The organism is Bartonella raoultii, from assembly GCF_019659805.1.
Taxonomy (GTDB): Bacteria; Pseudomonadota; Alphaproteobacteria; order Rhizobiales; family Rhizobiaceae; genus Bartonella; species Bartonella raoultii.
The window spans coordinates 14,189-36,733 of record NZ_JAIFRO010000010.1; the positions used below are offsets into that span (position 1 = coordinate 14,189).

The 22,545-nt window shown below is 39.5% G+C and carries 17 protein-coding genes and 1 tRNA gene; 12 read left to right on the top strand and 6 right to left on the bottom strand.

The genetic code is table 11. The features are described from left to right. Positions 1-6: 6 nt before the first annotated feature. The 8 genes from bgtC (K3248_RS07905) (at position 7) to K3248_RS07940 (ending at position 10,117) form a co-directional block, all read left to right on the top strand. On the top strand, positions 7-1,014 hold the full coding sequence (gene bgtC, locus K3248_RS07905; protein ID WP_220717819.1) for a gene transfer agent tail collar protein BgtC: 1,008 nt from the start codon (positions 7-9) through the stop codon (positions 1,012-1,014). 7 nt (positions 1,015-1,021) lie between these two features. After that, entirely contained in the window at positions 1,022-2,035 is a 1,014-nt protein-coding gene (bgtC, locus tag K3248_RS07910) for a gene transfer agent tail collar protein BgtC (RefSeq protein ID WP_220716926.1), read from the top strand. Positions 2,036-2,043: 8 nt separating this feature from the next. Beyond that, positions 2,044-3,183, top strand: coding sequence for a gene transfer agent tail collar protein BgtC (gene bgtC, locus K3248_RS07915; protein ID WP_220717820.1), 1,140 nt, complete (start codon positions 2,044-2,046; stop codon positions 3,181-3,183). 9 nt (positions 3,184-3,192) lie between these two features. Then, positions 3,193-3,414 (top strand): hypothetical protein, encoded by a 222-nt coding sequence (locus K3248_RS07920; RefSeq protein WP_220716841.1) that lies wholly within the window; start codon positions 3,193-3,195, stop codon positions 3,412-3,414. A 34-nt stretch (positions 3,415-3,448) separates the two neighbouring features. Then, positions 3,449-8,809 (top strand): phage major tropism determinant, encoded by a 5,361-nt coding sequence (locus K3248_RS08835; RefSeq protein WP_246588401.1) that lies wholly within the window; start codon positions 3,449-3,451, stop codon positions 8,807-8,809. 74 nt (positions 8,810-8,883) lie between these two features. Then, complete coding sequence (gene bgtA / locus K3248_RS07930; RefSeq protein WP_220716842.1) at positions 8,884-9,546, top strand: gene transfer agent endolysin BgtA; 663 nt, start codon at positions 8,884-8,886, stop codon at positions 9,544-9,546. Then, complete coding sequence (locus K3248_RS07935; protein WP_220716843.1) at positions 9,543-9,770, top strand: hypothetical protein; 228 nt, start codon at positions 9,543-9,545, stop codon at positions 9,768-9,770. Before bgtA ends, K3248_RS07935 begins: the two co-directional genes overlap by 4 nt. Before the next feature lie 116 nt (positions 9,771-9,886). After that, entirely contained in the window at positions 9,887-10,117 is a 231-nt protein-coding gene (locus K3248_RS07940) for a hypothetical protein (RefSeq protein ID WP_220716844.1), read from the top strand. Positions 10,118-10,140: 23 nt separating this feature from the next. Here the strand turns inward: K3248_RS07940 and K3248_RS07945 are convergent, their stop codons facing one another. Together K3248_RS07945 and K3248_RS07950 are read right to left on the bottom strand one after the other, a co-directional pair. After that, a complete protein-coding gene (locus K3248_RS07945) occupies positions 10,141-10,413 on the bottom strand; it encodes a type II toxin-antitoxin system YafQ family toxin (protein WP_220716927.1) in 273 nt (90 codons plus the stop codon). Between the two features lies 1 nt (position 10,414). After that, the gene (locus K3248_RS07950; protein ID WP_220716928.1) at positions 10,415-10,672 is read right to left on the bottom strand and encodes a type II toxin-antitoxin system RelB/DinJ family antitoxin; all 258 of its coding nucleotides are present in this window, start codon (positions 10,670-10,672) and stop codon (positions 10,415-10,417) included. A gap of 206 nt (positions 10,673-10,878) precedes the next feature. On the opposite strand from K3248_RS07950, the gene K3248_RS07955 reads away from it, so the two are divergent. Next, a complete protein-coding gene (locus K3248_RS07955) occupies positions 10,879-11,247 on the top strand; it encodes a helix-turn-helix domain-containing protein (RefSeq protein WP_220717821.1) in 369 nt (122 codons plus the stop codon). 99 nt (positions 11,248-11,346) lie between these two features. On the opposite strand, the gene K3248_RS07960 is transcribed toward K3248_RS07955, so the two are convergent. Continuing rightward, a tRNA-Lys gene (locus K3248_RS07960) sits at positions 11,347-11,422 on the bottom strand. A gap of 480 nt (positions 11,423-11,902) precedes the next feature. On the opposite strand from K3248_RS07960, the gene K3248_RS07965 reads away from it, so the two are divergent. Beyond that, complete coding sequence (locus K3248_RS07965) at positions 11,903-13,456, top strand: TerC family protein (RefSeq protein WP_220717822.1); 1,554 nt, start codon at positions 11,903-11,905, stop codon at positions 13,454-13,456. Positions 13,457-13,738: 282 nt separating this feature from the next. Here K3248_RS07965 and K3248_RS07970 read toward each other — a convergent pair whose 3' ends face one another. From K3248_RS07970 to secD, 3 genes are all read right to left on the bottom strand, one after another. Further along, positions 13,739-14,698 (bottom strand): lysylphosphatidylglycerol synthase transmembrane domain-containing protein, encoded by a 960-nt coding sequence (locus K3248_RS07970; protein WP_220717823.1) that lies wholly within the window; start codon positions 14,696-14,698, stop codon positions 13,739-13,741. 48 nt (positions 14,699-14,746) lie between these two features. After that, positions 14,747-16,480, bottom strand: a complete 1,734-nt coding sequence (locus K3248_RS07975; protein ID WP_220717824.1) for a cation:proton antiporter domain-containing protein — start codon at positions 16,478-16,480, stop codon at positions 14,747-14,749. Between the two features lie 88 nt (positions 16,481-16,568). Then, complete coding sequence (gene secD, locus K3248_RS07980) at positions 16,569-19,097, bottom strand: protein translocase subunit SecD (protein WP_220717825.1); 2,529 nt, start codon at positions 19,095-19,097, stop codon at positions 16,569-16,571. 631 nt (positions 19,098-19,728) lie between these two features. Here secD and K3248_RS07985 point away from each other — a divergent pair. Then, positions 19,729-22,104, top strand: a complete 2,376-nt coding sequence (locus K3248_RS07985) for a mechanosensitive ion channel family protein (protein WP_220717826.1) — start codon at positions 19,729-19,731, stop codon at positions 22,102-22,104. Next, positions 22,098-22,370, top strand: a complete 273-nt coding sequence (locus tag K3248_RS07990; RefSeq protein ID WP_220717827.1) for a hypothetical protein — start codon at positions 22,098-22,100, stop codon at positions 22,368-22,370. The genes K3248_RS07985 and K3248_RS07990 overlap by 7 nt, the downstream gene beginning before the upstream one ends. The last annotated feature ends 175 nt before the right edge of the window (positions 22,371-22,545 follow it).

Here is a 22,545-nt window from a genome sequence, read left to right on the forward strand (position 1 = left end):
AGCAACATGTCAACGATTTATGATTGGTCGCATCAGGCGTCAGAGAATACGCATGCGGATGCTTTGATTAATTGGGCAGAAGGTCAAGCTCCCAGTACGGTCAACAACAGTGCACGTGTTATGATGCAACGGATGAAAGAGTATCTCTTAGATACGGGTGGAGCGCTTGAAGGGATTGTTGAGGTTGATGCAACGCAACAAAAGACAGAGATCAGGTTAGAAACGCATTGTCAGTTTTTAGAGTATAGAAACGGTATCCATTTGCGTTTTTTATCGCGCGGTCAGAATGTAGGTTCGACCAGTGTTTCATTAAATGGACTTGGGAGTAAAACCGTTTATAAGGCAACAGCCTTAGGGGCGGTTCCTTTAACAGGAGGCGAAATCCAAAGGGATTGTCTTTATAGCTTGGTGTTTAGAGAAGATGCTTGGCATTTGTTAAATCCTACACCAGTAGTACAGAGAGAGTCTACAGATATCAGTCTTTATCCTTCCGGTTTTATAGGGACCTTTGCAATGCGCAATATTCCGGATGGTTGGTTGATCTGTGATGGAAAAGCCTATTCACGCATCACTTATAGAAGCTTATTTGAAGCGATAGGAACGGCTTGGGGAGCAGGGGATGGCTTTTCTACCTTTCATGTTCCTGATTTGCGTGGTGTGTTTTTACGCGGTTTAGACAGTGGTCGTAATATTGATGCGCAGCGTGATTTTGCCAGCATACAAAAGGATTTAATGCATGCGCACCAACATAAGGGTCAAACGCTTTCAACCGAGCATCTTCTCGACAAGGAACATTATTGGGATGGGAATACGACGGATATTTTAGGTTATAAGCTTCGTTTATTTGAGGGTGGTGTACTCGCCAATTTTACAGGGGTAGAGAGCGAGTATATTGACGGCTATTTGATAGAACCTTATTCGGTTGATCATAGTCCTGATGTGAATCTTGAAAGAACGGGTGAAGGGGAAACGCGCCCGATCAATATGTCTGTCCTTTTTTGCATAAAGACATGAGGGTTTTATGTCGACGATTTACGATTGGTCTTTGACGGCATCAGAGAATGCCCGTTGTGATGATGCTATCAATTGGTCAGAAGGACAATCCCCCAGCAGTGTCAATAACAGTGCACGTATGATGATGCAACGTGTAAGGGAATATCTTTTTGACATGAGCGGTATGATTGAGAATAGATTTACAATTGATGCAAGACAGCAGACAACATCTATTCAATTACAAAGCCCATCACAATTTTTCACCTATAAGAATGGTATCCATTTCCGTTTTAAAGCGAAGGAGAAGAATGTAGGCGCGACGAGGATTTCCTTAAATGATTTGCCAAGCCAAGCGGTTTACAAAGCAAGTGCTTTAGGGGTGCATCCTTTAACAGGTGGAGAGATACAAAAGGGGTGTATCTATAGCTTGGTGTACCGTGATGGTGTTTGGCATTTGCTCAATCCTACCCCCGCTTCCTTACCCAAACTATCCGATTTTTCTCGTTATGCGACCGGCAGTATTTGTGCTTTTGGCATGCAACATCTTCCCTCAGGTTGGTTGTTGTGTGATGGCAAAGCCTATTTACGCAGTGAGTATAGCGCTTTGTTTGAAGCGATAAGCACGCGCTGGGGTGGGAGTGAGAGTTGGACCAAATTTAATGTTCCTGATTTGCGTGGGATGTTTTTACGCTGTGTTGATGATGAGCGTAGCATTGATCCTTTTCGTATTCTAGGCACGTTACAGAAGGATTCGATGAAGATCCATAGCCATGGAGGAAGCAGTTTTTCTATTTTGAATAACGAAGGGGATAGCGAAAGTTGGTATGGTTATAGCACGATTATTTGGGGCTATATGTTCAATGAGCAGCAAAGAGCCAAACTTGCAGAACGGCTTGGTGTTCGGGTTGAGGATATACGTGTTCACCATAAGATAGCTTTTCCCCGTTCTCATCTTCATATGCATGATGTTGTTTTGGAGGGTTCCGGTTCGGGGGAAACACGTCCTGTCAATATAGCTGTACGCTTTGGAATTAAGACGTGAGGGGTTTTATGTCGACGGTTTATGATTGGTCTTTAAAAGCCTTAGAGAATGGCAATGCGGATGCTTTGATCAATTGGTCAGAGGGTCAGCCTCCTAGTACAGTCAACAACAGCGCCCGTATGATGATGCAACGGATCAAAGAGTATCTCTTAGATACGGGAGGGGTTATTGAGAGTGTTTTTGTATATGATGAAGGACAAAGCACAACGTCGGTTCATTTGCAAAGTAGGTTGGCTTATCCTGCTTATAGGGACGGTCTTCATTTACGTTTTGTCTCACGTGGTCACAATAGAGGCGCGACGCGTGTTTCAGTTAATACTTTAACCAGCCAGCCTGTTTATAAGGCCACAGATAAAGGGCTATCGCTTTTATCAGGTGGTGAGTTCCAAGAAGGGTGTGTTTATAGCCTTGTGTATGATGAAGCGCTTTCAGGTTGGCAAGTTCTCAATCCTACCCGTGATCCAGTTCCAGCGTCAAAAACATTACCGACTGGTTTAATCGGTCCTTTTGCCATGCGCCATTTACCGGCTGGTTGGTTGTTGTGTGATGGTCAGGCTTATAGTCGTTTACACTATAGGTCTCTTTTTTCGAAGATAGGGACGAGTTGGGGGGAGGGAGATGGTGTAAGAACCTTTAATGTTCCAGATTTGCGTGGGATGTTTTTACGGGGTCTTGATGAAGGGCGCAATGTTGATCCTTGGCGTTCTTTTGCAAGCCAGCAAGAGCATTCTTTAAAAGCCCATGATCATTTTATCGGTTCTATAGCCCCTCATTCTCTCGCCTCCCGTAAGAAGCGTGATGTCTCTTCTTCAGATGCTTTAAAAAGAAGCAAGCGTTCTCTTGATAGCGATGAGGAATGTTTAGGATTGAGCGGGGATGCCTTGGAAAGGTGTAATCAAGAATTTGATGAGAGAGCGGGCGTTCCAGCGGTTCCAGAGGTTCCCTTTTGGTTTACAGAATCGGATAAACCGCCCCGTTTACCTTGGTTTATTCGGTCTCCATTTGCCAATTTTTTAATCTCTTCTACGCCGTTACAAGAGGGTTTGGATCGTCTTGCTCCTCATGAACATAGATTTCTTATCGACAGTTTTGGTGGAGAGGAAACGCGTCCAGTCAATGTATCGGTTGTATTTGGCATAAAGACATGAGGTTATGCGATGTTATCAAAACCCTTTGCGATTTCAGCTTTAAGTGACCCGTCTCAAGTACGGGTTGTTTTGTATTCCGGTGAGCGCTTTGTGCACGCCCCGTTAAATGGGGTTAGTGATCTTTTGAAAGCTGCTTTGCACTCAGAGCTTTCCGTTTCATTCAAGCGTTTAGAAACTGAATTACAAGCTTTGAGGGATGAAGTGGAAGAATTGAAAGCGTGTTTATTTTAAGGCTTTATGAAGAGTTGATGTAAGGAAGCAAGAAATGAGTATACCCCACCATACCCATGAATATTATCTCCCAACGGCAACCAAAGAAGAGATAATAGAGGGGCGTTCGCAAGATACGGTTGTTGTTCCCAAGTTGTTAGGGACGGCTTGCCTTTATTCTTATGAAACTTTTGCGCCGTTAGAACAGGTTGTCGATGTAAGGAAAGAAGTAGAAACGGCAACCGCCCGTGCAAATGGCGCCCAACAAAAGGCAGAAGAGTCCAAAAGACTATCAGAGCAGGCGCTTACAGAGGTGCAAAGAACGGTTGAAAGTGTTGGCAATGCGCTCACGCGTGCAAACAGTGCACAAGAGAGTGCAGGAAGAGCAGAGCAGACAGCTTCAGAAGCCAAAACAACAGCGGCAGAAGCACAATTGGTCTCGGCAGAAGCCAAGCTTAAATCGGAGGCAGCAGAAAGATTATCGCAAGAAACGCAAACGATAGCTTCAAAAGCCAAGAGAATATCGGAAAGCGCGCAAGCAGCTGTTGAGAAGAACATATCAGAAGTTGATACGGCGAAAGGTTTATTAAGCTCAGGATTGGCAACAGTTACACAAGCCAAGCAGGAAAGTGAGAGTGCATTGCGTATAGCAAGAGAAGCCAAGGCGGAATCCTCACAAGCCTTAACAGCTTCAGGATTAGCGCAGTCGACCTCAGAAGAAAGCAAGACAGTCTCACAACGAGCAGAAGCCAGTGCTAGAGAAGCCGAACAATCTTCTCTGATAGCAAAGAATGGAGCGTTAGAAGCCAAACAGATAGCTGATGCTGCAAAACTTCTCTCAGAAGAAAGCAAGACTTTGTCAGAACTTTCTAAGACGGCTTCAGATCAATCACTCTTGGTTTCGACACAAGCCAAGCAGGCCAGTGAAGAGGCCAGCAAGCAAGCCTCAGAAGCTTTAAGCAAGTCGGTTGAATCACGGGCATTGTCGGAGGAAGCCAAGAAAATAGCGACAGAAGGCATGCGAGAAGTTAAGCAAGAGGTTTCGTCGATTTCGAAAGTAGCAATGCAAGCGGAACAAACAGCGACAGAGACGACGCAAGTCGCAGCCACAGCCGTTGCAACATGTCATGAAGTTAAGACAGTTTCTCAGAGAGCCAAGAGTGTTGCAGAAACAGCCCAGCAGGTAGCGACAGAAGCGAAGGAGTTAGCAGAGCAAGCGGTCAGTTCAGTCACAGAGGTCACCAAGACCGCTCAACAGGTAGCAAGCTCTGTTGAGACAGCCGTTAGTCTGTCTCAAGAAACACGATCGCTTGCAGAGAGAGCCCAAAGTCTTTCTGGAGAAGCACAAGCTACGGCTTCAAAAGCATTATCGAAAGCAGAAGAATGCGAAGCCGCATCGGGTGAAGCCTCAAGAGTCTCTTTAGAAGCCAAGCAGATAAGTGAAACAGTGCAAGCAACAGTAACTTCTCTACAAAGCAGTGTTGATAAAGCAGTTTCAGAAGCAGCAGATGGCAAGAGTAAAGCAGCAGAAGCAAAACAGCTAGCATTGGAAGCGAAGGATGCCTCCACCAATGCCCTCACTTCTTCTAGGGATGCCAAGGAGCATTCTTCACAGGCGCTTACAACAGCCCATGATGCGAAGACAGCTTCCCTAGCGTCTCAAAAGAAAAGTGAAGAGGTTGCAGGTATAGCGAATGAAGCAAAATCTTTGGTTGATAGAGCGGTTTTGGATGCAAGCGCCGCCAAGCAGGCGTCGACAAGCGCGCTTACAGCCTCCAGTGATGCGAAGCAGCAAGCTTCTGAGGCTGTTGTTTTCGTTAAAGAGGCCAAAAGTGTTTGTGAAGAATCTAAGGCATTATCCGATAAAGCAATCAAGGTCTCTACGGAGGCCCAACAGGCATCGGAGGCATCACGAACCGCTTCTCTGGATGCGCAAGCAACAGCAGGCTTGGCATCTACAACAGCCAATGATGCGAAAAGCATAGCAGAGCGTGCACACAGTCTATCGGAAGAGGCAAAGAGCTTAGCGCAAGAAAGCAAAGCGCGTTTTGAAAGCGTTCAACAAAAGATAGAAGACATCAAAGAAGTTTCAGATACAGCTCTCTCCACAGCGAATGCGGCCAAACAAACAGGAGAAGAGACAAGCAAGCAAGCTTCAGAAGCTTTGACGAAGTCTGTTGAAGCCAAGGCTTTATCAGAGGAAGCGAAAAGTGTCTCAGAGACTGCTCGTAGGAAAGCGAATGAAGCAGAGCAGGCAGCGTCAGAAGCCTCAAAGGTCGCTTTAGAAGCAAAAGCAGTTGCAGAACGGGCTGTTGTTACGGATGGAGAAACCCTTCGAGGGGGAGAAGCGCTCAAAAGTTTAGTTGAAGAGGTAAAGAAGAAAGCAGAAACAGCAGAAAGTTTAGCTTCAGAAGCAAAAGAGAGCGCTTCACAGTCCTTGCTAGCTTCTAATCATGCAAGGAGTGAATCAGCAACAGCGGTAAATACAGCGAATGATGCAAAGAGTAAGGCAGAAGAAGCCAAGACCCTCTCAGAAGCGTCAAAGAGTATGAGCAGTGATGCAAAGCAATTGGCTACACAAGCCAAGGAAACCTTGACAAGCGCGCTTACAGAAACAAGGGATGTAAAAGAGCAAGTAGAGGCAGCAAAAAGAATATCAGAAGAAGTAAAGCAAGAGCTTATAGGATTAAAAACGTCATCAGACTTGGCATTATCGACAGCGAATGCAGCAAAAGCCACGGGAGATCAAGCCTCTCAACAGGCTACAGAAGCAAAGAGTTTAGCAGAAGATGCCAAGAGTGTTTCAGACAAATTACAGAGCAAAATAGATAAGATAGAGCAATTAGCAGAAAAAGCGCAAGAAACGGCTACAGCCTCCAAAGAAGCGGCTTCTTATGCGAAACATGATGCCGATCAAGCACAAAAGAAGGCGCAAAGTTCAGAGAATTTATCCTATCAAGCCTTAAATAAAGCCGAAGAAGCCAAGCAATCGGCGGATGGAGCGAGTATAAAAGCGAGCTTGGCAGAAATGGCAGCAGAAGAAGCCAAGAAAACCGCCGGCTCCACTTTATCGCAAGCTTATGCCGCCAAAGATGAAGCAGATAAAGCCAAGGAAATAGCGAATGGAGCAAGAATAAAATCCAGCTTGGCAGAGAGTGCAGCGGAAGAAGCCAAGAAAACCGCCGGTTCTTCTTTATCACAAGCTTATGCCGCGAAAGATGAGGCGGGTAAAGCCAAGGAAGCAGCACATGGAGCGAGTATAAAAGCGAGCTTGGCAGAAATGGAAGCAAAAGAAGCCAAGCAATCAGCAAGTTCAGCGTGGAGAGAAGCCAATGAAGCCAAAGATTCTGTAAAGACTATAAAAGAGAGCGTTTCCAATGCGAAAGATGATGCAGAGCAAGCGCGGCAAACAGCAGAAGAAGCCAAGCAATCGGCGGATGGAGCACGTCATAAAATCAATGATGTTGAACAGGTTATAGAGACGCTCAAAGCCTCACTTGATTTGGTAAAAACGGATGCATCAGGAGCCTTGTCAACAGCGCAAAAGGCAGAAACAGCCGCTTCAGCTGCGAAAGAAGAGGCAAGTCAAGCGCAAGAAGTAGGCAAGAATGCGAAGTCGACAGCAGATGAGGCGTTAACGAAAGCGACAGATGCCAAGAGCCATGCTGAATTGGCAAACACCACCTCCAATGAAGCCAAGACACTTGCCGAGCAAGCCACGAGCAGGCTCAATTCCCTGAATTTATCGGAAATGCGCCAAAGGGTTAATGCGCTTCAACAAAGTGTAGAACAAGCGCATCAATCGTCACAAACAGCGAGCAACAAGGCTGAAGAAGCGACCCAACAAGCAAGCCAAGCCAAGAGTTTGGCACAAGAAGCCAAGAATACAGCAGAAGGGGTAAAAAGTAGTTTAGAGACATTAAAAACGACATCAGAGCAAGCACAAGAGAATGCCTCTGAAGCCCTTCGTATAGCCAAAGAAGTCAAAGCCGCCTCAGAAGGTTCAGATGTTGAGGAAGATGAAGAAATAAGCGAAACGGCAGATGATGAAGCGATGGCCATAGCGTCCGATGCGCAAACAGTTGCTTATGATGCCCGCTTGAAAGCCATGTCAGCGGATATAAAAGCCGATAGAGCCGATCGCAATGCGCAGAATGCGAAGGAAGAAGCCAAGAATGCGCAGGAAAAAATCGCGGAAGTGAAGGAAGAAATTACAAAAGCGAAGAAAGAAATCGAAGAAGCCAAGCAAAGCGCGAGTCATGCAATACGAGAGAATAATAGTACGAAGAGATGGCTCACACAGACATTCCAAAAAACGGAGCAATTAGAAAAAGACCTAGACGATATGGATCTTTCTGTGAGCAACGTCTCTAATAACATCCGTACGGTCCAAACGAAGGTGGAAGAAGCAAAAACATTAGCACAAGAGTTCAAAACGGCTTGTGAACGTAGCGCTTCTGATCTTCTCAAAAAGTTAAGTTGGAATGTTTTTACCCAGTCCACGCCATTTCTGAAGACAGATATAACCAAACGGCTCATTTTAGAAGGAGAAACGCATATTTCTGTCAAGGATGGGAGTGATATACAGCTGGTCAGTTTTACGAGCAGTTCTACAGAGGTCGCGCTTCCTTCTTCAGGTCTTTCAGCCGGTAAGGATTATTATGTCTATTTGGTGAATGGGGGGAGAGAGGACCAAAAACTGATTGTGTCAGAGTATAAAAGTTCTCCCCGTGATGCAGACATTTCAACATATAATTGGAAGCAGATAGGCGGTTTTCATACGCTTTGTGCAGATGTTGGCTATTCTGCGTATCATCCTTTATCCGGTTATAAAGCAGGGGATATTTTACCCCGTTCTGTTTGGTGTCTCAATCATCGCCCGCATTGTTCCCCAGAAGGTATGGTCTACGATCCTAGAAGAGATCTTTGGGTGGATATCTATCTTCAATCCGGTAAGGGGGAAGATACCAAATCAGCCTATGGTGTTCCGATCACCAGCAATCGTTCTTATACAGATCATGCCAAGGATATGATGCAGGTAAAGAAAAGGTTATTGGGTCATGAGGATTTTCTTTCAGCGATGTATGGAAGCAATGAAAATAGCAGTATTGAGGGACAACAAGCGCCTACACCAGCCCATTCAGGAGGTCATAAGGATACACAAGAACGTCGTATGATCTCGCATATTGGTTGTGAGGATGGTTATGGTTATGTTTCGCAATATTTATCAGAGTTTTTCCCGGTTCCCAATCAAAGTGATCCTTCAAAGAGTGATATGCATGTTTTGATTGGTGGTGGGAGTTGGCAGGATGGAGCAGAATGCGGTAGTTTTTTTCGTCAGAGCGTGCATTCTCGTAATTTTACGGATGAGAAGGTAGGAGCGCGTGGATGCTGTCGTCCACGTCGTTTTATTTGAGAAACTTCATAGAAGGATCCAGTCTCATTTTTATTCAGCCTCACTTTTGTGGGGCTTTTTTTATGGAGGAGCAAATGCGCAAGATATCGAAGGAAGGTTTAGAGCTTATTAAACAATGGGAAGGTTTACGCTTAGAGGCTTATAGAGATGAGGCATGTGTGTGGACGATTGGTTATGGTCACACCAGTTATGCGGGCAAACCTTTGGTGCATAAGGGCATGTGTATTACGAAAGAACAAGCCGAAGAGATACTTTGTAAAGATTTAGAGCAATTTGAGCATGCGGTAGAGCAGTTTGTCATGGTTTCGTTAACGGATGCGCAATTCGCGGCATTGGTGTCGTTTTGTTATAATGTAGGCACAACCGCCTTTTGCCAATCGACCTTATTAAAAAAGCTCAATAAAGGGGATTATGAAGCTGTTCCTACAGAATTACAGAAATGGAATAAGGTAGGAGGTAAACCGCTTCAAGGATTAGTCAATCGTCGCGCCGCTGAAGCAGGGTTATGGGCCAAGGGATCTTATGTTTGTTCCAATTATCAAAAGGTAGAAACGAAAGAGAGGAGCGGTTTGTTCAAGATAGAAGCGCTTGCACCGATTATAGGGTCCTGTTCAGGGCTTGGAGGGCTTTTTGCAGGCAATGGTCCTATCCAATGGGTTTTGGCAGGGATGATGGTTCTAGCTGCTGTAACAGGGGTTTTTATAGTCACAAAACGCTTTAAGGAACAGCGGTTATGATTTTATATCTTAAAAGAAATCTGTCTTTTCTGTTAACGGCTATAGCCGTTTTTTTTATAGCTTTGGCTAAAGCCTTTCACCTTGGAAAGAAGAGCGAGCGTCAAAAGCAGGTAGAGACAGCATTAAAGAGAGCGACAACACGTTTTGAGGTTGAAAATGAAGTTAATCAAAAAAGTGATAGTGGTGTGCGTGCTGCTCTGTCTCGTTGGATGCGGGACAAATAGATCAGTTTCTTGTGTTGGTTGGTTGCCCATTTATTTAGATCAACAGGATGTTCAGGTCATCAGTTCTCACCTCGCAAGGGATATTTTAAAGCATAATCAACAGGGGGCTCACGTGTGTGGTTGGCAAGATGGTTAAGAAACAAAGCAGAAAAGAACAAGATTTAACAGAAAAAGAACGCCAACTGCTCCTTGAGATGCTGGAGACCTATCAAGGCTTAAAGATGATGTCACGTCTTATGAAATGGGGGGCCTTTGCTGTCTTTATCTTTGTCATGGATTTTTCCCGTTTCATAGATGCCATAGAAAATAGTTTCTCACACTTAAAAAGATGGATAACAAAAAGTTAGAGTACTTTTAATTTTTCATACAATTATTCTTTGAAAAGGTCAGAGTGAGTTCCAGTGCGAATAAGATGTAATTTATCTCCTTCAATTCGATAAATAAGTAGCCAATCTGGTTCTATATGACTATCATGACATCCCGCCCAATCACCCTTTAGTGGATGATCACAATAATGCTTTGGTAATGGCTTCTCTTCAATTAGCAGACTTAACAGTATACGCAGCTTATTCATATTTTTACCGCGTTTTTCCGCTTTGCGCACGTCACGTTTAAATTGTCGTGAGCGAACAGGTATCAGCATATTAAATACCTAAGTCCTTAAAAAGAGCATCAGCATTTTTAAATGTTTCACCCTTACCCTCGTCTAATTCCTTTATAGCTTTACGTGTGACACTATTAGGTACTTTAAGCTCAAAAGGTAAACAACCTTCTTCAGCGACACGCAAGAATGTTATGCGGATAAGGTCTGATGCACTTAATCCCATGCGTTCTAAAGTAATCATAGCTTGTTTTTTCATTTCAGCAGGAATGCGAGCACGAACAACAGAATCGGTTTTCATGATTAGTACCTCCATTTATAACTTTTATTATAATGTAGCCACATTGTAGCTTCAAGTTATTTTTTTAGAAGTTGAGACCCTCTGGACATCTGGTAAGGCTAAAAAAATTCCTCGAAAAGAAGTTCTGATTCGCAATAATTGAAGAAAGTTACGAAAAGATTTGTTAGAATCAGCAGAAATATTTCTTCTCTAACAGGACTTTTTAGATGGTTACACCATTTGGTAAAACCTTACGAAAACTTCGTATTGATCACTCAGAACGCCTTTTAGATATGGCTAAAAAATTAGGTGTATCTGTAGTGTTTTTATCTTCTGTAGAAATTGGCAAAAAATCAGTACCTATTGGAATGGAAGAGAAGATCATAGAGCTTTATAGCTTGGATCAAGAGAGAGCTAGTCTCTTAAGAAGAGAGGCTGATGCTTGTCGTAAGAGTTTTACCATTAAATCTTCTGATTCATTTCGTTCTGAAATTCTTGGTATGTTGGTTAGAAGTTTAGAGAGTTTTTCATCACAAGACTTAGTAGAATTTAAAAAATTCTTGGAGAAAATTGGCAAAAAAACAGAGGTCCTATAGAGGCATGTTGCAAAGTTCTATTCCCATACTTTATTTGAACATCCCGTACCTTAAAAAAAATATGAGAATTGAGTAATTTAATTTACACATCAAATTAGGTGGTGGGTGATGAGGGGATCGAACCCACGACCCGCTGATTAAGAGTCAGCTGCTCTACCGACTGAGCTAATCACCCATAGTACATCAAAAGATAAGAATGAGCGGTTCTATAACGCTCTTAAAGAAGGATGTCTAGATATTTTATTGTTTTTATATGAAAATGATAAGGTTTGTAGTTAAATTAGCCGTATATTAAAATATGATAATACCCCCTTGATCTTCTCTCAAAATAGACCCATTATAAGAATCTCTATGAATGAATGTTCTGGTCATTATGCAGAACGAGAGTATACAGAACTTAAAGTTGGAGGATTGTCGAGCATAATGCCCGAGAAAAATTCAGAAGAGCCTTCTCATGATTGGAAGGGGGCAGCGTTCTGTTTTATAAATTTTATCGATAATTATATATGTTTAAGCGATGTTTTGTCATTGTTTGGTTTGAGTGTATTTTTTTTGCATTCAAAGCTTTTGGTCAATTATGAGAATAAAAGCTCATGAATTTATTTTGTCAATCACACGCTTTTAGGCTTTTAAATATATATTTTAAAGGTGAACTATGATGGAATGGATTGTCGATCCCCATGCGTGGTTTGGCTTGGTTACGTTAATTTTTCTTGAAATTGTTTTAGGAATAGATAACCTAATTTTTATTGCAATTTTAGCTGAAAAACTGCCATTACATTTGCGTGATCGCGCACGCTTGGTCGGTCTCACTTTAGCATTGGTTATGCGACTTTTTCTTCTTACAGTGATTGGATGGGTGATGAATCTCGATACGATGATTTTTTCATTCTCATCCTTTGTATTTAGTTGGCATAGCCTCATTTTAATTAGTGGTGGTGCTTTTTTGCTAGCAAAGGGAACGCTAGAGTTACATGAAAGATTAGAAGGCGTCTCGCACGAAACCAAAACAGGTGTTGCTTATGTTGTTTTTTGGCAAGTACTTGTTCAAATTGTGGTGTTGGATGCCGTATTTTCTCTTGATAGTATTATTACTGCGACAGGTATGATTGCAAGAGAACAGGCAGTCGTGATGTATATAGCTGTCATTGTCGCTATGGGGGTGATGATGTATGGATCTGGCACTCTTATGCGTTTTATTAATCGTCATCCCACTATTGTAATTCTTTGTCTTGGTTTTTTGATGATGATAGGCTTTTCCCTTATTGTTGAAGGATTTGGATTTCATATTCCAAAAGGGTATCTATACGCTGCTATTGGTTTTTCTGTTCTCATTGAAGCTTTTAATCAAATTGGACGTCGTAATCGTGAAAAAATGATTACCACAAATGATCTACGAGGGAGAACAGCTGATGCTGTTTTAAGACTCTTAGGTGGGGGAAATAAAGATGGTCACCTTGGTGAGACTGTCGATGTTATTGCTGAACAAGCAGCTGCTTCTGAGTTATTTCGACCAGAAGAAAAAGAAATGATTCGTGGTGTTCTTGATTTGGCTGATCGTCCTGTCCGCTCTATCATGTCACCACGAAATGAGATCGAATGGTTGGATTTAAATGGTGATGAGAATGAAATGCGTGAAGAATTACAACAGGTTAAACATAGCCGCTTAATTCTTGCGCGTGGAAAAGTGGATGAGTTTGTTGGTGTTGCTTTAACAAAAGACCTGCTTTTGAATTTAGCAGAAGGAAAAAAGATCAATTGGAAAAAGGCTATGCGAGAGCCACTCGTTGTCCATGAAAATACAAGCGTTTTACGATTGATGGAGCAATTACGCCATTCTTCGATTCAGCTTGCAATTATTGTTGATGAACATGGATCTTTTGAGGGGATTGCAACACCAACTGATATTCTTGAAGCGATTGCCGGCGATTTTCCTGATGATGATGAAGAACCTATGATTGCAGAACGGCTTGAAAATGGAAGCCTTCTTGTTGAAGGATATGCTGATATTCGGCGTTTAAGTGGTTATCTTGAGCGTAATCTTGTGGATGAGGCTGATCGTTATACAACTTTAGCAGGTTTTATGCTTTGGCAATTTGGCCATTTACCAAATGAAGGTGAAAGTTTTGAAGCAGAGGGTTTACGCTTTAAAGTTATTGAAATGGATCGTCGAAATGTGTCTAAAATCCTTATATCTCCACTTGTATAATCGGAAACAAGTAAAATAATAAAAAAATTCTCAAATATTACGGAAAGTAGAAGGAATATGGAGATTGGCTATGCAATCGTTTTGTCTATTATCCTTTGAATTAATTTTTGAACATAAAGTGGTTAATATGTGAAAATTGAATAATCAATGGAGTTATTATAAAATGAGAAAAATTCATACTCCATATAAAAAGGTAAACAAGAATAATGGTTGCTATTGATTAATATCAAAGCTTAATATGAAATAGCGCGTATTTTTATATGTATGAAAAAAGAAGAGGGGTTATGTTTCCTTCGATGTTGCTTTGGAGGTTTGTTTCCAATATTGCCGAGCTTCAAAAATAGCAACAACAAATAATGAAATTATAAGAGGTACAATTAAATAAAGCATTCTAAATACAATAAGTGCGGCAACGATATCGGTTGGATTTACACTGGGCATACCTGTTATGAATACAGCTTCAAGGACACCAATGCCTCCAGCTGGAGCGTTGGAGAGAAGGGTTATCGAAAAAGACGCTAGGAAAACACCAAGTACAGAAATAAAATGAACATCTGTGTTGTGTGGGAGAACAGCATATATAATTCCTGCCGCTCCTAAAAGTTCTAAGGGGCTAATAAGAAGTTGTTGAATCACAATTTTTAATTTTGGGTAAGAGAGTTTAATTTTTTTTCCCAAGTGCAAAGGTTTTAATTGTAGCCAGCTACCAAAAGTATAGAGGACTATGAAACCAAGTAAAATAACACCAATTATCGTTCCAAGCCATTCAGGAAGCTCAGAATGAATAAGAGTGATAATATTAGGTTGCAGAATTAAAACAACTCCAAATAGTAAAATTGTGCCGATCGCAAAAGTAAAAGAGCAAAAGCCTACTAATATTGCAACTTCTGTTCCATTTAAGCCTTTCATTTTATAGGCGCGATAGCGCACAACAGCACCAGAAAAAACAGAAGCACCAATATTGTGTGAAAGGGCATAGGTGGTAAAGGAACATATAGCGATAAAAATCCAAGAAATCTTGTGACCAAGGTGCTGTAAGGCAATACGGTCATATCCAGCAAGGGCTGCATAAGCTAGAATAGAACACAAAATAGCTAAAAGCCAGTGTTGCATACTTAAATTGCTTAAGCGCTCCAATATACTATCAAAAGAAATAGCAGATAGTTTTATATAAAGAATGCGAATAGAGATCAGCATTGCTAAAATACCGATGCAGGGCCATATAAATTGCTTTATTTTCACGCTTCTTTACCTGTTGTTTGTTTTTATTTATGTTTCCTATCAATTGAATTAATAATTATGTATATTTTTTACAGATTTCTGTCTAGTGAGATTCTTGATAACACCATTGGCAATTTCTTCATCATCTGTTACCACTATATCTGCCCCACTCTCAGTGAGATAAGTTGTTTCTACATCAGATAATGCATGTGTAATGATGAGGATATCTTTTTTCATATTGCGTATATTCACTATACATTCTCCTACTTCAATAGCACTTCTCATTGTAATAACAACTTTATCTGCATTTTTAATATTTGCAGCATTCATGATATCCTCGTTTAGGATATTTCCACAAATAACGTCGAAACCATCTGCAATTGCTTTGTCAGTAAGGCGTTTTGATTCTTCTACTATGACGACCGATTCACCGTTATTAATTAAAGAGAATGCAACAGATTGACCAATACGGCTGTAACCAATAATAACGATATGGTCTGTTTTTGCGGTCACAGGCAAGAACTCTTGATCAAAATCCTTAGAATCAATATCAATAATAGTATCTGTATCTTGTAAGTTTGTAGATGTGTTTTCTAGATATTTTTTAATTTTATCAAAGGCAATAAAAACAAGAGGATTGAGAAAAATAGAAAGGATTGCGCCTCCGAGGATTAAGTCATGAGCGTCGTGGTTTAAGAGACCAAGATTTAAACTTAAGCCTGCAAGGATAAAAGAAAATTCTCCAATTTGAGCAAGACTAGCAGAAATAGTGCAAGCTGTTGCATGAGAGTAGCGAAAAGCTTTAACAACCAAAAAGGCGATAACAGACTTTCCGAGTATGATGATGAGTAATGTTGCTAGGAGAGGAAAAAAATGAGTGACTATTTTTCCTGGATCAAATAACATGCCTACAGAAACAAAAAAGAGTACAGAAAATGCATCTCGTAATGGTAAGGATTCTTCCGCTGCACGATGGCTCAATTCTGATTCACTCATAACCATGCCTGCAAAAAAAGCACCAAGAGAAAGAGAAACTCCAAATAAATGGGCTGCTCCGAAAGCTACTCCTAGTGCGATAGCAAAAACACTAAGACGAAATAATTCACGTGATCCTGAGTGGGCACTCACTTTTAGTAACCAGGGGATAATACGTCGCCCAATAACAAGCATAAGGATGATAAATATAATAACTTTTAAAATGGTGAAACCAAAAATTCCCCAGATACTTAAATCTAACCATTGTACAACAGGGTCAACAGCCTCTTTATTTGTATTACTAAGGATGGTTGCCAATGCTGGTATGAGGACAAGTATGAGGACCATTGCTAAATCTTCAATAATCAACCAACCAACAGCGATACGTCCTTTTTTCGTTTCAATAAGATGGCGTTCTTGTAAGGCACGTAGAAGAATAACAGTACTTGCTGTTGATAAAGCGAGACCAAAAACTAAGCCACTGATGAAGCCCCATCCCATGATTAAACCAAGACACCAGCCCAGAAAAGTAGAGAATGCCATTTGTGCAATAGCAGCAGGAATAGCAATAGTTTTAACAGATAAAAGATCTTTTAATGAAAAATGTAGTCCAACACCAAACATTAGCAAAATGATACCAATTTCAGCAAGCTGATTGATAATAATAGAATCTATTTTAAATCCGCCTGTATTAGGTCCTACAATGACGCCTGCTAACAAATATCCTACCAGTGGTGAGATACGTAAACGGTTTGCAATCATTCCCAACAGAAATGCTAAACATAAACCTGCAACAATTGTTGTAATCAATGGTGTATCATGGAGCATAGATTATTAATGACTTTTCTAAGTATGAGTAAATGAATTGAAATTCCTCTCTTTTTATAAGCAGAAAGAAATGATCTGTCATGTGTATTCACGTGGTTTTTTCATTGGAAGTTAGTGTTTTATTATGATTACTTCGCTTGCGCCACCAATTTCCTAGAAAAAGTAAAATAGGTGCTGCAATAAAAATAGAAGATGATGTAGCAATAATAATTCCAAAAACTATAGGAATTGCAAAATTATGAACGGCACTTCCACCCCATATTGCCATAGGGAGCATAGCGAGAACTGTTGTTGCTGAGGTAAAGAGACAACGTATAAGAACTTGATTGATTGAGAGATCAATGAGTTCACGCAGAGGCATTTTTTTATGAAGACGCATATTTTCGCGCATTCGATCATAGACTACCACTTTGTCGTTTATAGAATAACCAACAATTGTTAAGAGGGCGGCAATCGCAGTCAAATTGAAATCAAATTGAAATAAAGCAAAAAAACCGACCATTTTTGTGGTATCTAAAATGAGTGTTACAATTGCTCCAACGGCAAAAAACCATTCGAAGCGTAACCATATATAGAGTGACATGGCAAGGGCCGCGAGAATGACAGCAGTAAAGGCAGCTGTTGCAAGTTCACCTGAAACTTTAGGACCCACAACCTCTATTTGATCGAATGTGACATTGGGATAAATATTCTGTACAGCGGTTTTTACCTTCTCAATGGCAAGGGTTTGTTGTTTTTCATTACCATTTTGTTTTTGAATGCGGATCAAAACAGTATTGGCGTTATCCATGTTTTGCAGTGTTATTTCACCAATATTAAGGGTAGAAAGCTTTGAGCGCAAAGTTGCCAAATCTGCTGGTGTTTGTGTAGTAATACTCATTTGGCTGCCCCCAATAAAGTCAATTCCAAAGTTTAAACCAGGTTTAAAAAAGAGAAAAATGGAAGCAAGTGATAAAATGATTGAGACACCAATGCCCATAAAACGTGCTTTCATAAAACGGAAAGCGGTATTTTGTGGGATAATGTTGAAAATGGAATGAATATGTAGTTTTTTTATTTTCCATTTACGGATGACCCAAATCATCATAATGCGTACAATAGTGATATTGGTAAACATAGAAATGATAATACCAAGCAGCATTGTTACAGCAAAACCGCGAACAGGGCCGGTACCAAACCAAAATAATAAAACCGTTGCAATAATTGCAGTGACATTAGCATCAACAATGGTCGCAAAAGCATGTTTGAAACCGCGATCCAAGGATGCAAAGGCACTGATACCTTTTCGGCTTTCTTCGCGAATACGTTCATTAATGAGAATATTGGCATCAACGGCAATACCGATACCTAAAATAATACCAGCAATACCCGGGAGTGTGAGTGTCGCACCAAGAAGACTAAGTGCAGCAAATGTTAAAATAGTGTGGAGAGCTAATGCTATGTTTGCAATGAGCCCCCAAATTCTATAGAGAAGAAAAATAAAAATTGTAACCAAAATAAAGCCGATAATACCTGTGTAAAGGCCCATTTGAATGGCATCTGCACCAAGATTTGGACCTACAGTTCTCTCTTCGATTACTGTTAATGGTGCAGGCAAGGAACCAGCACGCAGGAGGGCTGCTAGAGTTGATGCTTCTTTGGGATCAAAGTTTCCTGTAATTTGTCCTTGTCCGTTGGGAATAACACCATTAATGATCGGAGCGGTTAAAACTTTGTTATCTAGAACAATTGCAAAAGGGCGATTAATATTTTTTCGCGTTATGTCTGCAAATATTTTTGCGCCTGTAGAATTCATAGTGAATGAAATAAGAGAACGTCCTGGTATTTGTGGGTCGAAACCTGCTCGAGCGTCTTTAAGGACATTTCCATCCAAAGCGATTTGATCATAAATTGCATAGCGTTGTGTTTCATCTGTATATCCAGGAAGGATTGAAACACCTATGGGTGGATTATTTATGTCGACATTAGAGGGCATGAGATGAAAGCTCATTTTAGCGGTCGTTCCTAAAAGATCACGCAGTTGTTTAGGATCTTGTAAGCCCGGCAATTGAACCATAATACGATCACTACCAATCTTTTGAATAGCAGGTTCGCTTACACCAACTTGATCTATACGCCGACGAATAATTTCTAAACTTTGCTCAATGGCATTGCGCATACGATCTTTAATACCATCTTCAGTTAATGTTACACGGATCGTGTCATTTTGGGTATTAATGGCGATATCATTGGCTGTTGTGCCAAAGCTATGATGTATAGGGTTTATCAACATCTTCAAAGCAGAAAGAGCTTGCTCACTTTGTGTTGAATCGGAAAGAATTACAACAATGCTGCCTTCAACGATACGAATACTTGATGTGCGGATTTGTTTTTCACGAAGTGTGTTGCGCACATTTTCTAAAATTATATGCAATTGATCACGCTTTAACGTTTTGCTATCAACTTCGAGCAAAAGAGAAGAACCTCCTTGAAGGTCTAGCCCAAGCGTCACGCGCGTGTCGGTTAAGAATTTTGAATTTTTAACCTGTTCTTGTGAAAATAAATTAGGCAAAGCAATGTAAATACTGCTTAAAAGAATAAAACAATAAAGAGTAGTCAACCAACTAGGTGTACGCATAATATATTCCGATAATAGGTCATCTAACAGTCATAAAAATTAAAAACACAAGTGAGATAAAATGATAGTTTCATAAATTCAAGAAAGAGGAGGAGCACGTTTGTTTGAACAATATTGTATTTGAAGGTTATAAAATCGTCTATAAATAACAATGGTTGTTATTAACAAAATAGAAATTATGAGTTTTTTTTGAAAAGCATTCATAAGTAAAATGTAATCTGTAGAAGGTGTTATAAGCTTTTTATTTGTAGTCATTGTGATAAGTAATTGCTTACATTTATTTTGTGGATAAAGCATCTCCGTTTTAATGGTATGTTGTTTATAAGATTGCTTAATCCAATAAATTTGTATTTTAAAATTATATGCGAGTAACATACAAATACTTGAGAAAAGAGGGTAGCTTGTAAAGAGAAGAAATTTTTCTTTTTTGCAATAGAGGTGCAAAAAAACCATGATAGAATGCCTTCTTTTATTTTAAATCTTATTTAGCTCAGTGTTATCTTTTCCCTTATTATCAGTATTATAGGATGAGGGGAAGCTTTTATAAGATTATTCTATACAAGTTGAAAATATTTGCCTTATATCATATTTAAAGGTGGGGGATAGGTTCCTCTTTCTATCTAAGGTAGATATGTCTTCATTTTTTGAAAAAAAATTATATATTCTTTTCTTTGTTATTGGGGTTATTGTTGTATTGTGTTCTTCTGCGTGGGGGAATTTTGTCGCAGAAAGTGCCGTTATTGGAGAAGCCGTAACAACATCTTCAATTGATGAAATTATTAAGCAACAACAATTTATTATTAAAACTCTTGAAGAAGATACTGAAACTTTAAAAAAAGATTTTCAAAATAAATCAGAAGATGAAGGTATTTTGGCAGAGTTGCGATTGCGTGCGCGCGGTATTAGTAAACGTTCTATAGAAGCTGCACTTGTTTTGCGTGCTCCTTTAAATGATGTTAATACTTTACTTGATCAATTGACAGAGGTGCATAATAACCAAAAGGAATTGAAAAATCAAAGTAAGGAACATGCCTATTTGATAGAGAAAAAAGCCCAAATTAATGGCATAGTGCTTCGATTTGAGGAAATCTTTTTGGTAACAAATAGAATAGCGGAACTTACTATTTCGCAATCTCGAGAGCTTTTTAAACATAAACTTGCATACAGATTTGAGTTTTCAATACCGATGGTTAAGCACCTCGTTGAGAAAACAAAAGAGGCTTCCTATGATTTTGTTTTACTCTTCAGTTCTTGGTGGGGATTTTTGTTTTATTTCAAGTTATTAGAACTATTTCTTGCTTTTTTGATTCCACTTTTTATTGCTTTTATATTTTCTTATTTTTCTCGTAAAGCTCTTATACATATACGCTGCCATTTTATAAGAAATAATGAAGAAATATCTTATTTACAGCGCTTATTAATTGCTTTTATTTCAGTTCTTCTCCCTGTCCTTGTATGTGTTATTTGCGTTTATTTTGTGTTGTTTTTGTTTCGTTATTTTGGTTTGGATTCAGGAAAACTCACAGCGGTTTTTGATATGATTGGGTATCAAATTATTCTGGTCTTTTTGATAAATCGTTTGGCAGTTGTTCTTTTATCACAGAGTAGGGGGCATACAGCTTTACTTAATATTGCCCCTTCTTCTGCATATCAATTGGTTATTTTGCTTACTCTTTTAGGTAGCGTTTTAGCATTTGATGCTATTCTTGATAGTATTTATCAAGTCATTTCAGCTTCTCTTTCTTTGACAATTGCCAAAAGTTTTATTGCTGTTTTTCTTGTCTCAATATTGCTGTTTATAATTTCTTTTGTGCCTTTACGGTTTAGATATAAAGGCGCTCAAAGTAAGGGACAAGAACCACGTTTTTGGCCATTTTATATACGTATTACACTGATTTTATTGGGTTTATTTCTCATTGTGATGGACTTTTTAGGATATATTGGCTTGGCCCGTTTTATTACGCAGCAGATTGTAATCGGTGGCGCTTTTTTAGTTCTCATGTATTTGGGCATACAAAGTGCTCAAGCTATTGGTTCTAAAGGACAATTTATGAAAACAAGTGTTGGCCATATTTTGATGCAGTGGTTGCATTTGCAAGAGAAAACGATGAATAAAGTAGGGATTATCATAAGCGTTTTTCTCACTTTGGCCGTTATTGTATTTTGTGTAATGCCGATTGCTACGCAGTTTGGATTTTCCTATTCTGATTTGAAAGCAATATTATGGCAGTTAATGACGGGTTTTCAAATTGGAAATATTTCTATTTCTTTAATTTCCCTTTTGACCGGTATTGCTTCATTTTTTCTCTGTTTGTTCTTCGTTCACCGATTTAACGGTTGGTTAGATACGATAGTGTTGGTGCATGGAGAATTCGATTCGGGTGTACGTAACTCTATCAGAACAATTGTAAGTTATAGTGGTATTGTTGTGTCTGCTTTGATAGGGGTATCAATGGCAGGCTTAGACCTTAGAAATTTTGCGCTTATTGCTGGCGGACTTTCGCTTGGTATAGGGTTTGGTTTGCAAAATATTGTCCAAAATTTTGTTTCTGGGCTTATTATTTTAGTTGGAAGACCATTTAAAGTAGGGGACTATATAGAATCTGGATCGGTAGGTGGTATTGTTAAACGTATTAGCGTGCGTGCAACGGAACTTGAGACATTACAAAGTAAGACCATTATTATTCCTAATTCAAGCCTTATCAATAATAATGTAAGTAATTGGACTCGACATAATAAGATAGGACGGATTGATATTCCTGTAACTGTTTCATCCAAGGTTGCTCCAGAGCGCGTTGTTAAAATTTTGTTAGAGATTGCAGTTGAGACAGAGGGAATTTTAAAAAATCCTGCACCGCAGGTGAGTTTTACTGCATTTAATAGTAAAAATTTTTCTTTTAATTTGGCTATTTATATCCCCAATATTACTTCACCTTTTGATGTAACGAATGCTCTGCGCTTTACTTTATATAAACGTTTTTCTGAGGAAGGGATTTTGGAATGCTAAAGTATATTCGTATTTTTATGATGGTTGTTTTGTTGGATATTTTAAATGTAACAGCTTTTGCTGCAACTATCAAAAATACGGATTTAAAAGTACAGTCTCTTATTATCGTTGAAGGAAGCATTCTTTCAAATATTTCATTAAATACGCAGCAGACTGCTATTATTTGTATGAAGGGATGCTTTATTACTTTTCCTAATAAAGATCGCTTTGCGATAAAAGCAGAAGATAATATAGAAATTAATAAAGATAGAGCAATTTTTAAATAAAGTGGTTTAAGATTTTTTATTAATCATCTTTGAAAAGATAATGTTATCATTTTTTAAATGCGTTCATCGTAGAATATGTATAAAACAAGTAATGAATCTATAATATTAGTATGATAGTTATATTTATATAAGTAATTTTGTTGTTTTAAATTATATATGATATAAAATATAATTT

Bases quoted from the DNA above. Each gene is read 5' to 3' on its own strand.
- K3248_RS07920 (WP_220716841.1), top strand. From the start codon at position 3,193: ATGTTATCAAAACCCTTTGCGATTTCAGCTTTAAGTGACCCGTCTCAA.
- K3248_RS07990 (WP_220717827.1), top strand. From the start codon at position 22,098: ATGCTAAAGTATATTCGTATTTTTATGATGGTTGTTTTGTTGGATATT.
- secD (WP_220717825.1), bottom strand. From the start codon at position 19,097: ATGCGTACACCTAGTTGGTTGACTACTCTTTATTGTTTTATTCTTTTA.
- K3248_RS08835 (WP_246588401.1), top strand. From the start codon at position 3,449: ATGAGTATACCCCACCATACCCATGAATATTATCTCCCAACGGCAACC.
- bgtC (WP_220717820.1), top strand. From the start codon at position 2,044: ATGTCGACGGTTTATGATTGGTCTTTAAAAGCCTTAGAGAATGGCAAT.
- K3248_RS07985 (WP_220717826.1), top strand. From the start codon at position 19,729: ATGTCTTCATTTTTTGAAAAAAAATTATATATTCTTTTCTTTGTTATT.
- K3248_RS07965 (WP_220717822.1), top strand. From the start codon at position 11,903: ATGATGGAATGGATTGTCGATCCCCATGCGTGGTTTGGCTTGGTTACG.
- K3248_RS07935 (WP_220716843.1), top strand. From the start codon at position 9,543: ATGATTTTATATCTTAAAAGAAATCTGTCTTTTCTGTTAACGGCTATA.
- bgtC (WP_220717819.1), top strand. From the start codon at position 7: ATGTCAACGATTTATGATTGGTCGCATCAGGCGTCAGAGAATACGCAT.
- K3248_RS07950 (WP_220716928.1), bottom strand. From the start codon at position 10,672: ATGAAAACCGATTCTGTTGTTCGTGCTCGCATTCCTGCTGAAATGAAA.
- K3248_RS07945 (WP_220716927.1), bottom strand. From the start codon at position 10,413: ATGCTGATACCTGTTCGCTCACGACAATTTAAACGTGACGTGCGCAAA.
- K3248_RS07955 (WP_220717821.1), top strand. From the start codon at position 10,879: ATGGTTACACCATTTGGTAAAACCTTACGAAAACTTCGTATTGATCAC.
- K3248_RS07975 (WP_220717824.1), bottom strand. From the start codon at position 16,480: ATGCTCCATGATACACCATTGATTACAACAATTGTTGCAGGTTTATGT.
- bgtC (WP_220716926.1), top strand. From the start codon at position 1,022: ATGTCGACGATTTACGATTGGTCTTTGACGGCATCAGAGAATGCCCGT.
- bgtA (WP_220716842.1), top strand. From the start codon at position 8,884: ATGCGCAAGATATCGAAGGAAGGTTTAGAGCTTATTAAACAATGGGAA.